Source organism: Polynucleobacter tropicus, from assembly GCF_013307225.1.
Taxonomy (GTDB): Bacteria; Pseudomonadota; Gammaproteobacteria; order Burkholderiales; family Burkholderiaceae; genus Polynucleobacter; species Polynucleobacter tropicus.
Genome location: NZ_CP028942.1, coordinates 1,524,811 through 1,538,583, shown reverse-complemented (window position 1 = coordinate 1,538,583; position 13,773 = coordinate 1,524,811). Strand labels below are relative to the sequence as shown.

The 13,773-nt window shown below is 45.7% G+C and carries 15 protein-coding genes; 10 read left to right on the top strand and 5 right to left on the bottom strand.

The features are described from left to right. Positions 1-2: 2 nt before the first annotated feature. Positions 3-773, bottom strand: coding sequence for a fumarate/nitrate reduction transcriptional regulator Fnr (fnr, locus tag DCO17_RS07910; RefSeq protein ID WP_173956198.1), 771 nt, complete (start codon positions 771-773; stop codon positions 3-5). 73 nt (positions 774-846) lie between these two features. Here fnr and DCO17_RS07905 point away from each other — a divergent pair, with 73 nt between their 5' ends. Further along, positions 847-1,566, top strand: coding sequence for a sulfite exporter TauE/SafE family protein (locus tag DCO17_RS07905; RefSeq protein WP_173956197.1), 720 nt, complete (start codon positions 847-849; stop codon positions 1,564-1,566). On the opposite strand, the gene DCO17_RS07900 is transcribed toward DCO17_RS07905, so the two are convergent. Then, positions 1,567-1,821 carry a GIY-YIG nuclease family protein gene (locus DCO17_RS07900; protein ID WP_173956196.1) on the bottom strand — a complete coding sequence of 85 codons (255 nt, stop codon included), beginning with the start codon at positions 1,819-1,821 and terminating at the stop codon, positions 1,567-1,569. Positions 1,822-1,927: 106 nt separating this feature from the next. Between DCO17_RS07900 and clpB the strand changes: the two genes are divergently transcribed. From clpB to DCO17_RS07855, 9 genes are all read left to right on the top strand, one after another. Continuing rightward, positions 1,928-4,531 (top strand): ATP-dependent chaperone ClpB, encoded by a 2,604-nt coding sequence (gene clpB / locus DCO17_RS07895; protein WP_173956195.1) that lies wholly within the window; start codon positions 1,928-1,930, stop codon positions 4,529-4,531. A gap of 48 nt (positions 4,532-4,579) precedes the next feature. Further along, a complete protein-coding gene (locus DCO17_RS07890) occupies positions 4,580-5,812 on the top strand; it encodes an MFS transporter (protein ID WP_173956194.1) in 1,233 nt (410 codons plus the stop codon). A 304-nt stretch (positions 5,813-6,116) separates the two neighbouring features. Next, positions 6,117-7,415: an isocitrate lyase gene (aceA, locus tag DCO17_RS07885; RefSeq protein WP_173956193.1), complete on the top strand. Its 1,299-nt coding sequence runs from the start codon at positions 6,117-6,119 to the stop codon at positions 7,413-7,415. Positions 7,416-7,518: 103 nt separating this feature from the next. Further along, on the top strand, positions 7,519-7,959 hold the full coding sequence (locus DCO17_RS07880; protein ID WP_173956192.1) for an HIT family protein: 441 nt from the start codon (positions 7,519-7,521) through the stop codon (positions 7,957-7,959). A 65-nt stretch (positions 7,960-8,024) separates the two neighbouring features. Further along, positions 8,025-8,696: a 3-oxoacid CoA-transferase subunit A gene (locus DCO17_RS07875; protein ID WP_173956191.1), complete on the top strand. Its 672-nt coding sequence runs from the start codon at positions 8,025-8,027 to the stop codon at positions 8,694-8,696. Next, positions 8,693-9,358 (top strand): 3-oxoacid CoA-transferase subunit B, encoded by a 666-nt coding sequence (locus DCO17_RS07870; RefSeq protein ID WP_173956190.1) that lies wholly within the window; start codon positions 8,693-8,695, stop codon positions 9,356-9,358. Before DCO17_RS07875 ends, DCO17_RS07870 begins: the two co-directional genes overlap by 4 nt. Positions 9,359-9,385: 27 nt before the next feature. Further along, positions 9,386-10,333 carry a tripartite tricarboxylate transporter substrate binding protein gene (locus DCO17_RS07865; protein WP_254598743.1) on the top strand — a complete coding sequence of 316 codons (948 nt, stop codon included), beginning with the start codon at positions 9,386-9,388 and terminating at the stop codon, positions 10,331-10,333. Between the two features lie 34 nt (positions 10,334-10,367). Next, complete coding sequence (locus DCO17_RS07860; RefSeq protein ID WP_173956188.1) at positions 10,368-11,549, top strand: thiolase family protein; 1,182 nt, start codon at positions 10,368-10,370, stop codon at positions 11,547-11,549. Next, a complete protein-coding gene (locus DCO17_RS07855; protein WP_173956187.1) occupies positions 11,546-11,956 on the top strand; it encodes a Zn-ribbon domain-containing OB-fold protein in 411 nt (136 codons plus the stop codon). The genes DCO17_RS07860 and DCO17_RS07855 overlap by 4 nt, the downstream gene beginning before the upstream one ends. A 25-nt stretch (positions 11,957-11,981) precedes the next feature. Here the strand turns inward: DCO17_RS07855 and DCO17_RS07850 are convergent, their stop codons facing one another. From DCO17_RS07850 to rsxB, 3 genes are read right to left on the bottom strand one after another with little or no spacing between them, the layout of a single operon-like run. Then, entirely contained in the window at positions 11,982-12,413 is a 432-nt protein-coding gene (locus DCO17_RS07850; RefSeq protein ID WP_254598742.1) for a DUF1841 family protein, read from the bottom strand. Then, positions 12,400-13,056, bottom strand: a complete 657-nt coding sequence (gene nth / locus DCO17_RS07845; RefSeq protein WP_173956754.1) for an endonuclease III — start codon at positions 13,054-13,056, stop codon at positions 12,400-12,402. Before nth ends, DCO17_RS07850 begins: the two co-directional genes overlap by 14 nt. After that, complete coding sequence (gene rsxB / locus DCO17_RS07840; RefSeq protein ID WP_254598840.1) at positions 13,056-13,733, bottom strand: electron transport complex subunit RsxB; 678 nt, start codon at positions 13,731-13,733, stop codon at positions 13,056-13,058. The genes nth and rsxB overlap by 1 nt, the downstream gene beginning before the upstream one ends. Between the last annotated feature and the right edge of the window lie 40 nt (positions 13,734-13,773).

Sequence of the window (13,773 nt, the reverse complement as noted above, 5' to 3'; positions counted from 1 at the left end):
GCTTATCCCTGTTTTACAGGGATATCAGGGCTTACACAGACAGTTCTATCGGGATTTGGTATGCCCGCCAATTCATAGAGGCCATTCATATCAATGAGTTTGATATGACGTTGTTTAATTTGAATCAGGCCTGATTCGGCAAATCTTGAGAGCATGCGACTGACAGTCTCAATCTGAATACCTAGGTAGCTACCGATATCCACGCGACTCATGCGTAGATCGAATTCGTTGTTCATGTAGCCGCGCGCTGCTAAGCGTTGTGAGAGGCTTAATAAGAATGCTGCCAATCGCTCTTCTGCGCGCATTGTGCCAAGAGAGAGAAGGTGGCGCTGATCTTGAGTGAGCTCGCGACTCATAATTCGATGAAACTGATTTTGTAGAACCGGGATTTGTCTTGCAAGATCTTCAAAGGCTTCGTAACGAATAATGCATACGTCACTCTCCTCTAGGGCAATCGCGTCAGATTGATAGTGACCATCCCCAATGCCATCTAGACCAAGAATTTCACCGGGAAGATGAAAGCCAATGACTTGCTGTCGGCCATCTTGAAGGCAGTACTCAGTTTTGAGGGTGCCAAACCGCACGCTGTATACAGAACTTAATGGATCTCCGTGGCGATAAAGACTTTCGCCCTTTTGTAAATGCACCCGCTCTTTTACCAGGGTATCAATTTTGGATACATCGCTAGAGCTTAAGCCAACCGGAAGGCAAAATTGCCCCAAAACGCAAACCGAGCATTTGCTGGTAGGGGTATCGGTAGGCTTGTAATTCATATTGGGTTAATTATGCAGACAGTTTATTCTACTAGGGTGAAAGACGTTTCTACCCCAAAATTGGCGAATTGGCATGCTAACCGCTAGCTTATTGACCGCTATTTTTTTGGGTTCGCTTGTCAGTGGCTGGCATTGTGCATTGATGTGTGGCGGCATTGCCGCCGCAATTGAGCGTCCTGTAGCCTCTCAGGTGCCCTTGCGTGCTAAATCCCAGTTGATATATGACCAGCTGATCATGCATTTGGGGCGAATCAGCACTTATGTTTTATTGGGTGCTCTCGCTGCATGGATTGGGGTGGTTGTTTGGCAACAAAACATATTGCCCATTCAGCGCACCTTATTTGTACTGACTTCCATCCTATTATTTGTAATGGGAGTGCGCTTGCTCAACTCAGGTGGTTCTAGTGTGCGGATTGGTGGTAAATGGCTCGGTGCTCAAATCGCCAATTATTGGGCTAAATATCTTGGACGTTTTGCTAACGGGCCGTCTCGCTGGTTTAGTGGAATGTTATGGGGGCTAGTGCCTTGCGGTTTGGTTTACGGGGTCTTGCCATTAGCTTTTTTGTCTGGTGATGTATTGACGGGCGCAACCATCATGTTTGTTTTTGGCTTAGGAACTTTGCCAAACCTATTATTGATTTCCAAGTTCTCTGCAGCATTAACCCAGTTTGGACAATACGCATGGGTACGATATTTTGCTGCTTCCTTGCTATTTACTGGCGCTGGTTTTGGTTTGTATCGGGCATGGACTTTGCCTGAGGCATTACTTAAAGGGGGCTTTTGCCTGTCCTAATTAAAGCTCATCATCGGGTTGAAAGAATGCCAATTTTTGAGACCGAGCAAGACGTTTAAGTTGCGCCTCAGCCTTAGAGGCTGCAGATCGATCCGGATGCTCTTGGGTTGCTAATAATTTCACTGGCCCGCGAGATCGGGTATAGCGTGCGCCTTGCCCTGAGTTGTGAGCATTGATGCGATGTTCGAGACGATTGGTGATCCCAGCATAGTAGCTGCCATCAGAGCACTCGAGGAGGTAAACAAACCAGGTCAATTTGAGGCTAAATTTGGGTAAAAAGTGCTTTAAGAAGCCTTGAAATTCGCAATATAGTCCTTATATTCTATAGATATAAATACATGGAATACATGAGGCAATAAAAATGAGAATTGATAAATTAACAACCAAATTTCAACAGGCTTTGAGCGAGGCTCAGAGCATAGCTTTAGCTAAAGACAATCAATATATCGAGCCAGCTCATTTGTTGCTGGCAATGTTGCGGGACTCAGATGGCGCTGCCAAGAGTTTATTAACTCGTGCTGGGGTCAATATTGCTGGTCTGGAAAAAGGCGTAGAAAAGATCATCAATAACTTGCCAGAAGTGCAGGGCACTAGTGGTGAGGTTCAAGTAGGGCGCGATCTCGCTAATTGGCTCAACTTATGTGAAAAAGAGGCAAACAAACGCAATGATCAGTTCATTGCTGGCGAATTATTTTTGCTAGTGGTGGCAGATGATAAAGGCGAGCTCGGTAAAGTAGCTCGTGAGAATGGTTTAAATCGTAAATCACTTGAGGCGGCGATTGATTTAGTCCGCGGAGGAGAGTCAGTGAATAGTGCAGATGCTGAAGGTCAACGCGAGGCCTTGAAAAAATATACCGTGGATCTAACTGAGCGTGCTCGTATGGGCAAGCTTGATCCCGTGATTGGTCGTGACGATGAAATTCGCCGCACCATTCAGATTTTGCAAAGACGCGGTAAAAATAATCCTGTTTTGATTGGTGAGCCAGGTGTAGGTAAAACTGCGATTGTGGAAGGCTTGGCACAACGCATTGTGAACGGCGAAGTGCCTGAGACACTAAAAGACAAGCGTGTTTTGGTGTTGGATATGGCTTTGCTTTTGGCGGGCGCGAAGTATCGTGGCGAATTTGAAGAGCGCCTAAAAGCAGTTCTAAGCGATGTAGCTAAAGATGAAGGTCAGACTATCATCTTTATCGATGAGATCCATACGATGGTTGGCGCGGGCAAGAGTGACGGCGCAATGGATGCTGGCAATATGCTTAAGCCTGCTTTAGCTCGTGGCGAATTGCATTGCATTGGCGCAACCACCCTGGATGAATATCGTAAGTACATCGAAAAAGATCCTGCATTAGAGCGTCGCTTCCAAAAGGTCATGGTAGAAGAACCCAGTGTTGAGGCAACTATCGCTATCTTGCGCGGTTTACAAGAGCGCTATGAGCTTCACCATGGCATTGAAATTACTGATCCAGCAATCGTTGCTGCGGCTGAGTTATCTCACCGTTACATCACTGACCGTTTCTTGCCAGATAAGGCAATCGATTTGATCGATGAGGCGGGTTCACGCATTCGCATGGAGATTGATTCCAAGCCTGAAGTCATGGACAAGTTAGATCGCCGTTTAATTCAGCTCAAGATTGAGCGTGAGGCTGTGAAGAAGGAGAAAGACGAGGCTTCTCAGAAGCGTCTAGCTTTGATTGAGGATGAGATTAAGCGCCTTGGTGCTGAATATGCCGATTTAGAAGAAATCTGGAAGGCTGAAAAGGGTGCGGTACTGGGTGCTGCTCATTTGAAAGAAGAGATTGAGAAGACACGCGCTGAGATTGCGAAATTACAACGTGAAGGCAAGCTCGAGAAGGTTGCTGAATTGCAATACGGTAAATTGCCTGAGCTCGAAGCAAAGCTGAAGTCAGCCGCTGCCGCTGAAGCAAAGGGTGATAAGGATGGTGTAGTGAAGAATAAGCTACTTCGCACACAGGTTGGCGCAGAAGAAATTGCGGAAGTGGTTTCTCGTGCGACAGGTATTCCTGTATCAAAGATGATGCAAGGCGAGCGTGACAAGCTGCTCAAGATGGAAGAGCTATTGCACAAGCGTGTGGTTGGTCAAGATGAAGCGATTCGCGCTGTGTCTGATGCAATTCGTCGTTCCCGTGCTGGTTTGGCAGAAGAGAACCGTCCTTATGGATCTTTCTTGTTCTTGGGACCAACGGGTGTTGGCAAGACTGAGCTTTGCAAGGCATTGGCTGGATTTCTCTTTGACAGTGAAGACCATTTGATTCGTATCGACATGAGTGAATTTATGGAGAAGCATAGTGTTGCTCGTTTGATTGGCGCGCCTCCTGGTTATGTTGGTTACGAAGAAGGTGGTTATTTGACTGAGCAAGTGCGTCGTCATCCTTATAGCGTGATCTTATTTGATGAGATCGAGAAAGCGCATCCAGATGTCTTTAACGTACTGTTACAAGTGCTTGATGATGGTCGCCTGACTGATGGTCAGGGTCGCACTGTAGACTTCAAGAACACTGTCATTGTGATGACCAGCAATATTGGCTCGCAGCTAATTCAATCCATGGCGGATAAGAAGCAGGCCGAAATCAAGGAAGCAGTTTTCGAGGAGTTGAAGAATCATTTCCGCCCTGAATTCTTAAACCGTATTGATGAGATTGTGGTCTTCCATGGTTTGGATAAAGACAATATTTCTAATATTGCCAAGATCCTGTTGAAGAACTTGTCAGAACGATTGGCGAGGGTCGATATGCAACTTGAGGTAAGCGATGCCGCTTTAAGCAAGCTTGCTGAGGTTGGTTTTGATCCGATCTTCGGTGCGCGTCCATTAAAACGCGCCATCCAGCAACACATTGAGAACCCTGTTTCCAAGATGATTCTGGAGGGCAAGTTTGGTCCTAAGGATGTTGTGCCAGTAGATGTGGATAAGAATGGCGAGTTCAGCTTTACCCGCCAAGTACATTAAACCTCGGTAGTTTTTGCAGGAATCATCCTGCGCTAGTACACTCGGTACATGACTGTTGCGCTTAGTAGGCGTGCCAGTGATGTCCGGGTTATTGGTCTTATTAGCCTAGCGCACGGCAGCTCCCATTTTTTTCACCTGATTCTTCCGCCAATGTTTCCGTGGTTGAAGAATGAATTCGCACTCAATTACGCTGAGCTTGGACTATTAATGTCCGTCTTCTTTGTAGTTTCTTGCGTAGTGCAGGCATCTTCTGGATTTTTGGTTGATCGCATTGGTGCGAGACCCATTCTCTTTGCGGGGGTGGGCCTACTAGCTTTGGCTGCCCTTACTTATTCTCAAAGCAATGGATATTGGATGTTGGTGATGGGCGCGGTGATTGCGGGGTGTGGTAACGGTATATTTCATCCGGTTGATTACACACTCATTAATCACAAAATCTCCCCGCCAAATTTGCCTTATGCCTACTCTATGCATGGTGTAACAGGTTACCTAGGCTGGGCCGCAGCGCCGGCATTTATGGTGGGAATTGCGCAGATTTCAGATTGGCGCATCGCTTTCTTATCGGCAGCTTTATTGGAGGCAATGATTCTATTAATTCTTTGGATGAATAAGAGTCAACTGATTGATAACGTTAAAGAGCGTCATGAAAGTGTTCAAGAAAGTAATTCATCTAGTAAATCTGGGGCAACTACAGAAGGAACGTTTGCATTCTTAAGATTAAAAGCGGTTTGGTTGTGCTGGATATTCTTTTTCTTTAGCATGGCCTCTACTTCAAGCCTGCAATCATTTTCGCCCAGTGCGCTTTTCAAGATTTATGACTTACCTGTTAACGTCGGAAATTATTACTTAACGCTTTTGGCGCTTGGTAGTGCAGCAGGTGTTTTGGTGGGTGGGTATCTGGCTGCGAAGCTGTATACCCCCGAGCGAATAGTGTCGAGCTTTCTATCCATCACCATCGTCATTTGCTTGCTTTTGGCTACAGGTTTAATTCCTATGCAAATTATCCCAATTGCTTTTTGCACTTTGGGGTTTGGTTATGGTGTTGTTGCTCCTTCAAGAGACTTGTTGGTGAAATTGGCAACACCAAAAGGTGTTGCTGGGCGGGTTTACGGCATCGTGTATTCAGGAATTGATTTGGGTGCGGCTGTTGGGCCGTTCGTGTTCGGCTTCTTTATGGATGCCGGATTACCAAAAGCGCTCTTCATTGGTATTGCGCTATTCCAGTTGATGATTATTCCAACCGTATTTAAAGTTTCATCAACTTCTCATAAGCCCGCTTAAATACTTCATGGAGGTTAGCGCAGGGCGTCCATATTTTCATAATATGAAACTTCATTACACTGCATAAAATGCACTGCAGCATAGCGCCACCATTCTGATTTCGCAGAGCGGGTATACATTCCGCATTATAAAAAAATATTCCTAAGTAACTGAAAATTATAGGTTAAATATTTTCAAAAAAGATTGAAATAGATCTTGTCTGCTTTTTATATCCCTCTAAACTCTTATATAAGACATAAGACTTAAATCAGTTCTTAAAGCTCTTCGAATTTTTGAATTACTTGTTTAACTTAGGGAGAAAAACATGGCAGATCGCAAAGCTGAAATCGCAGCAATTCAGAAGGATTGGGATACCAATCCACGTTGGAAAGGTATTAAGCGCGGCTACACAGCGGAGGATGTTGTACGTCTTCGCGGCTCATTAATGATTGAGCACACATTGGCAAAGCATGGCGCTGAAAAATTATGGGATCTCGTTAATAACGAAGCATATGTAAATTGCTTAGGTGCATTGACTGGTGGTCAAGCAATGCAACAGGTTAAAGCTGGCATTCAAGCAATCTATTTGTCTGGTTGGCAAGTAGCTGCTGACGGTAACTCATATGCAGCAATGTACCCAGATCAATCTTTGTATCCAGTTGATTCTGTTCCAAAGATGGTTGAGCGTATTAACAACTCATTCCAACGTGCTGATGAAATTCAAACTGCTAAAGGTATTGGCCCTGGCGATGCAGGTTATATCGACTACTATGCGCCAATCGTTGCTGATGCTGAAGCTGGTTTCGGTGGTGTATTGAATGCATTTGAATTGGCTAAAGCATTGATCAAACAAGGCGCTGCTGGCGTTCACTTTGAAGACCAACTTTCTTCTGTTAAGAAGTGTGGCCACTTGGGCGGTAAGGTATTGTTGCCAACTGGTGAGTCTGTACAGAAGTTGATCGCAGCCCGTTTGGCTGCTGACGTAATGGGCGTGCCAACTATTATCTTGGCTCGCACTGATGCTGAAGCTGCTGACTTGTTGACCTCTGACTACGATGAAAACGACAAGCCATTCTTAACTGGTGAGCGCACCGCAGAAGGTTTCTACAAGACTCGCAAAGGTTTGGATCAGGCAATTTCACGTGGTTTGGCTTACGCTGAATACGCTGATATGGTTTGGTGTGAAACTGGCACACCTGATTTGGATTTTGCGCGTCAGTTTGCTGAAGCGATTCGCGCTAAGTTCCCGGGCAAGATGTTGGCATACAACTGCTCACCATCTTTTAACTGGAAGAAAAACTTGGACGATGCAACGATTGCGAAATTCCAACGTGAGTTGGGCGCGATGGGCTACAAGTATCAGTTCATTACTCTCGCTGGTATTCACTCCATGTGGTACAACATGTACGACTTGGCGCAAGACTACTCTAAGCGTGGTATGACTGCTTATGTTGAGAAAGTACAGGAGCCAGAATTTGCTGCGCGTGATCGTGGTTACACTTTCGTGTCACACCAGCAAGAAGTTGGCACAGGTTACTTTGATGATGTAACAACTGTTATTCAGGGTGGCAAGTCATCTGTTACAGCGTTGACTGGTTCTACTGAAGAAGAGCAGTTCCACTAAGAATCCCTAAGTAGTCTGTAGTAGCAGTAACACCCTTACTGCCGCGGCATCTAAATTACCCCACAAAGGTGACTTAGATGCCGTTTTCGTATACATTCATTGCATGACCAATTGCACACTTTGTAAGGATGAGCTCAAGCCCGAGGAGGGCGAGTTAATTTGGCGTGGTGACGACTGCCGAGTGATTATGGTGAATGATCCAGATTTGCCGGGATTTTGCCGGGTAATCTGGAATCGTCATGTACCCGAGATGTCTGATCTTACTTATGGCGAGCGTGAGCACATCATGTCTCTAGTGTTTGCTGTTGAAGAGGTTATTCGTGAGGTAATGGAGCCGCATAAAGTCAATCTCGCCACCTTGGGTAATATGGTTCCCCATATTCATTGGCATGTGATTCCTCGATATCAGGATGATGCATATTTCCCAGGTTCACCCTGGTCTGCCAAGGTGAGAGAAGGTTCAAAAACGGCGCTTGAGTCTAGAAGAGCGCTTGCCAAGAAGCTGCCTGCCATTATTCGGGATGCGATCTCGCAAATGTATTAAATTAATAGAAAATCAGCGCAAAGCTGAAAAGCAGCACCCATAATAAAAATAGATGGAGACAAGTAGTGATAAACAAAATTATTCCTGGTGTGGCGCAAGCCGTCCAGGATATATCTGATGGCTCAACCATTTTGGTTTCAGGTTTTGGTGGCGCTGGCCTGCCAATTTATTTATTGGATGCCTTGGCAGAGCAGGGTGCAAAAAATCTCACCATCATCAGTAACAATGCTGGAAATTCAGGAATCGGTATTGCCAAGTTAATTGGTAATGGCCAGGTTAAAAAAGTAGTTTGCTCATTTCCTCGTCAGCCAGAATCAGGTGCATTCGATGATCTGTATCGCGATGGAAAAATTGAGCTGGAGTTAGTTCCGCAAGGCACCCTGGCTGAGCGTATCCGTGCTGGTGGCGCTGGTATTGGCGGCTTTTATACGCCCACCGGTTTTGGCACAGAGTTGGCTAAAGGAAAAGATACGCGCGTTATCGATGGCTTTGATCATATTTTTGAAACGGCGATAAAAGCGGACTATGCGCTCATCAAGGCCGATAAAGGTGATCGTTGGGGTAATCTTACTTATCACCGAACTGGCCGTAACTTTGGACCCATTATGGCAACGGCTGCGCGCTGCACGATTGCGCAAGTCAATGAAGTGGTGGAATTGGGTCAACTAGATCCTGAAGTGATCGTCACTCCTGGAATTTTTGTAAAACGTATTGTGTTGGTGGAGGGTAAATTATGATTGACCTCTCTAAAGTACAAAAACGCACAACAGCAGACATTGCTAAGCGCATTGTTCAAGATATTCCCGATGGCGCGCATGTGAACTTGGGTATCGGACAGCCGATGACCATTTCTAATTACCTACCTTCAGATAAAGAGATCCTATTGCACTCCGAGAATGGATTGCTTGGCATGGGCCCACTTGCAAAAGATCATGAGATAGATGAAGAGTTGGTGAATGCTGGTAAGCAGCCGGTAACCATGTTGCCTGGCGCATCACTCTGCCATCACGCAGACTCCTTTGTGATGATTCGCGGCGGTCATATTGATATCTGCGTATTGGGAGCCTTTCAGGTCTCAGTAAAAGGCGATATCGCAAATTGGCGCACCAGTGATCCAAAAGCTATACCAGCGGTTGGTGGGGCAATGGATTTAGCTTTGGGCGCAAAGAAATTATTTGTCATGATGGAGCATCTCACTAAATCCGGTGAGTCAAAATTTGTTAAAGAGTGCACTTATCCTTTGACTGCTTTGGCTGCTGTTGACTGTGTCTATACCGATTTGGCAACAATCGCCGTTACATCCGAAGGGCTTGTTGCAGTGGATTGGGTAGATGGTCTCAGCTTTGAAGATCTACAAGCCTTAAGTGGTGTGCCAATGATTCAGGGGTCTTCACGCTAAATGAGGGCGCACAGCAAAATAGTATTTTTGATTGCTGCTGGGATTTTCGCAGGAATCGCATACGCTCAGAACAAAACTGAATATCCAAGTAAGCCAATTCATTTAATTGTGGGATTTTCTCCTGGAGGTTCCGCTGATACAGTTGGGCGAGCATTAGCAGAGGGGCTTTCGGTGAGGCTGGGTCAGCCAGTCGTTGTTGAAAACAAGGCAGGCGCAAACGGAAATATCGCCGCTGAGTATGTTGCGCGTTCAGCGCCGGATGGTTATGTTTTGTATTTCCCTTCGATTGGACATGCGGTCAATGCTTCACTCTATAAAAATCTTCCTTATGATCCTGTAAAAGATTTCACGGCGATTGGTGGGGTGTTTTCGGCACCAAACATCCTCATCGTTCCCGCAAATTCGCCTTATAAATCTGTAAATGAATTGATTGCGGCTGGAAAAGCAAATCCCGGTAAGCTCACTTTTGCCTCTAGTGGTAGCGGAACATCTGTCCATCTATCAGCAGTGTTGTTTGAAAAGATGGCTAAGATCGACATGATTCATGTACCCTATAAGGGTACGGGAAGTGCTATGCCTGATGTCATTTCAGGGCAGGTTGATATGAGTTTTCCAAACTTGCCAAGCGGCTTGCCGCATGTAAAGTCAGGCAGCTTGAGAGCGCTTGGTGTCACCACTGCAAAACGATCAGCGGCAGCACCAAACATTCCGACGATAGCTGAATCTGGACTTCCTGGTTATGACATGGCTACTTGGTATGGTTTAGTGGCGCCAGCAAATTTACCGGTAGAGATTCGCAATCGAATTAATAAAGAGCTGCAGGGTATTCTGGCTGATCCAAAATTTAAGGATAAGCTCATTGCGCAGGGGGCCGATCCGATGCCGGGAACGCCTGAACAATTCTCCACTTTCATTAAAGCTGAAATTGAGAAGTGGCGTAAATTAATTGCGCAATCTCAAATTACGATCGATTAATTCAATAAAAGATTTAGAAAGGCATTAAACATTCATGTCATTTGCTGCTAATAAGTATGATGCCTGCATAGCTGGCATTTATGAGCACCCGCTAAGGGTTGCGCCAGATCATACGGTGGCTCAGTTACATGCTGAAGTTGCTCGGGGTGCCTTGCAAGACGCGGGCCTCACTTTGGATGATGTGGATGGATATTTCTGTGCTGGTGATGCGCCTGGAATGGGGCCTGTATCAATGGCTGATTATCTGGGTTTAAAGAAATTAACCTATCTTGACTCTACCGATACTGGCGGATCATCTTACTTAACGCACGTTAATCATGCCGCTCGCGCTATCGCCGCTGGTCAATGCAAAGTAGCGCTCATTACCTTGGCGGGACGCCCAAAATCCGAGGGATCTAGTGGCACACAGGTGCGCAGCCAATGGGCGAGTGCACCTGACTTTGCCTTTGAGAAACCCTATTCTCCAGCGCCATTAAATACCTATGCAATGTGCGCGATGCGTCACATGTATGAGTTTGGCACTACGAGTGAGCAACTTGCTTGGATTAAGGTGGCGGCATCCCATCATGCACAACACAATCCAAATGCCGCTTTGAAAGATGTGTTAACGGTGGATGATGTGTTGAATTCACCGATGATTGCAGATCCACTGCATCGTGCAGATTGCTGTGTAGTGACTGACAGTGGTGGCGCGTTGGTAGTAGTTCACCCTGATATTGCTAAGACCTTAAAGAAACCAGTGGTCACCATGATGGGTGCTGGAGAAACAACTAAGGGTCAAATGGGTGGCAAAGTCGATTTGACCTATTCTGGTCTGGCTTGGGCTGCGCCTTTGGCATTTAAAGAAGCAAAGCTAACCCCAGAGCAAATTCGTTATGCGTCTATTTATGACAGTTTCACTATTACCGTATTGATTCAGTTGGAAGATCTTGGGTTTTGTAAAAAAGGGGAGGGCGGTAAGTTTGTTGAAGGTGGTCAACTCATTTCTGGCAAAGGAATATTGGCATTCAATACAGACGGCGGCGGTCTCTGTAATAACCATCCCGCAAATCGTGGCGGTATGACCAAGGTTATAGAGGCAGTTAGACAGTTGCGTGGAGAAGCTCATCCAGCAGTGCAAGTTCCAAATCTAGAATTTGCACTTGCATCTGGCATTGGAGGTGCGTTAGGCACTCGTCACGGCGCTTCAGTATTGATTATGGGGAGATTGCAATGAGTCAAGTAAATCAAAAAAATTCAGAACATCGACTTCCAAGTCCTGTTGCAAATCCTGAGAACAAGGCTTATCTTGAAGCAGCTCAAAAAGATGAGTTGTTAGTGAAGCATTGCAATGCTTGCAATCAGGCGCATTACTATCCGCGAACCATTTGTCCGCACTGTGGAAGCAATGACACGACTTGGGTTAAGTCAGCGGGGCTGGGAGAGATTTACTCCTATACCGTCATGAGGCGCGGTGTAGAAGTTCCTTTTGCAATGGCCTACGTAAAATTGCAAGAAGGGATTTCTATGCTGACCCACCTGGCTAACTGCGACTTTGATTCAATTCGGGTTGGGCAAAAGGTAAGGGTGGTGTTTCAAGAAACGCAGGATGGTCAAAAAACCCATCTTTTTGAACCTGTTTAATTATTAATTAAACCTTAGCAGAGCTTTAACAAAGTTTCCTGAGGGCCTCGAGATAATTCTCGGGATTAAGGGGTTTGCCTTCTCTCTGTGATTCCCACATCACTTGCCCCAAACATTCCATCATGAGGTGCTGAGCTTCGTGTTCCGAGCCTAGTTTCTTACTCAATTTCTCAGCAATTTCTCTAATGCCAGGTGGTTGGTTAATCGAAATTTGTTCGCTAATTGATAAATGCATGGATAAGTGTAAGAAGGGGTTGGTTTCCCCGCGCTCTGGTGTGTAGTCTTGGGATAAAGCTCCCTCTGGGTCTGCTAGTAGATTGTGATATTCCGGATGCTGCGCTATCCAGTCGCTAGCAAGTGTCTCCATCGAATCTAAGATCTGCCCTTCACTTTTTTTCTTCCAAGTGTCACAAAAAAAGCGTCGAACTTCTTCGCGAGTAGGATTAAATAGTGCCACGAACTTTTCCTTTAGCAGTTTTTTCTTTAAATCCACATAGTGGCTCAACAATGCATTGTGCACAGTCAGGGTTGCGAGCTTTGCAAGTATATCTACCATGCAAGATTAACCAGTGATGCGCATCTAGAAGATACTCTTTTGGAACTCGCTTGAGTAATTGTTTCTCTACTTCCAGAACGTCTTTGCCCGGCGCCAAACCAGTACGATTGGATACGCGAAAGATATGTGTATCTACCGCTATTGTGGGTTGGCCAAAAGCGGTATTTAAAATAACATTTGCTGTTTTTCTACCAACGCCTGGTAAAGCCTCAAGATCTTCTCTGTTTTGCGGTACTTCCCCACCATGTTTTTCAATGAGTAAGCGACAGGTTTCTTGGATGTGTCTACCTTTGGAATTAAAAAGCCCAATATGTTGAATGTAAGGACGTACACCTTCTTCGCCCAGATCTAGAAGTGCTTGAGGGGTATTGGCGATCTTAAACAGTTTTCGAGTGCCCTTATTTACTGACACATCTGTCGCTTGAGCGGATAGCAATACGGCAATCAGCAACTCAAAAGGTGAGTTATATTCCAGTTCGGTAGTAGGCGTTGGATTGTTTGCTTTTAGTTGCTCGAAAAAAGCACGCCGCTTTTCTGGGTTCATCATGATTTTTGCTGAGCCCTTGCAATCGCGGCGGCAATAATTGCGCGCTTGCGCTCTTTCTCTTTTTCTTCTTCGGCTGAGGAGGGCTGCTCTGCATTTACAGTAGCTAATTTAACTGCTGCTTTCTTAGCCAAGCGCTCATCATTATCTTTTTGCTCGCGATCTAAGCGCTGTTCACGATCATGGTAGCGCTGACGTGCAAGTTCGGCTAAATCACTGCTCCATGCATCCCAGCCAGTTTTTTCTTCTGTCACATTGATCATCGAGATGCAATCAACAGGGCAAGGCGGAATGCAAAGATCGCAGCCAGTACACCAATCAGAGAGCACTACATGCATTTGCTTAGATGCTCCCACGATCGCGTCTACAGGGCATGCTTGAATACAAAGAGTGCAGCCGATACATTTCTGCGGATCAATAAAGGCTACTGCTCTTGGGCGTTCAATACCGCATTCGGGATTGATATTTGGATGCAAATCAAATTCATCTTGTGGATAGATTGGCGCTAGTATTTTGCTAAGCCTTTTGATACCCTCAACTCCGCCAGGAGGACATTGGTTGGGAAGTGCTTCACCCTTGGCCAAGGCTTCGGCATATCCCCTGCAATCTGGGTAGCCACATTTAGTGCATTGGGTTTGAGGAAGGAGATCCTCTAGGCGATCAGCAAGCTCTTTCATCTCGTTGATCTTCATGAATTGCTAGTTCCCAATTTAAATG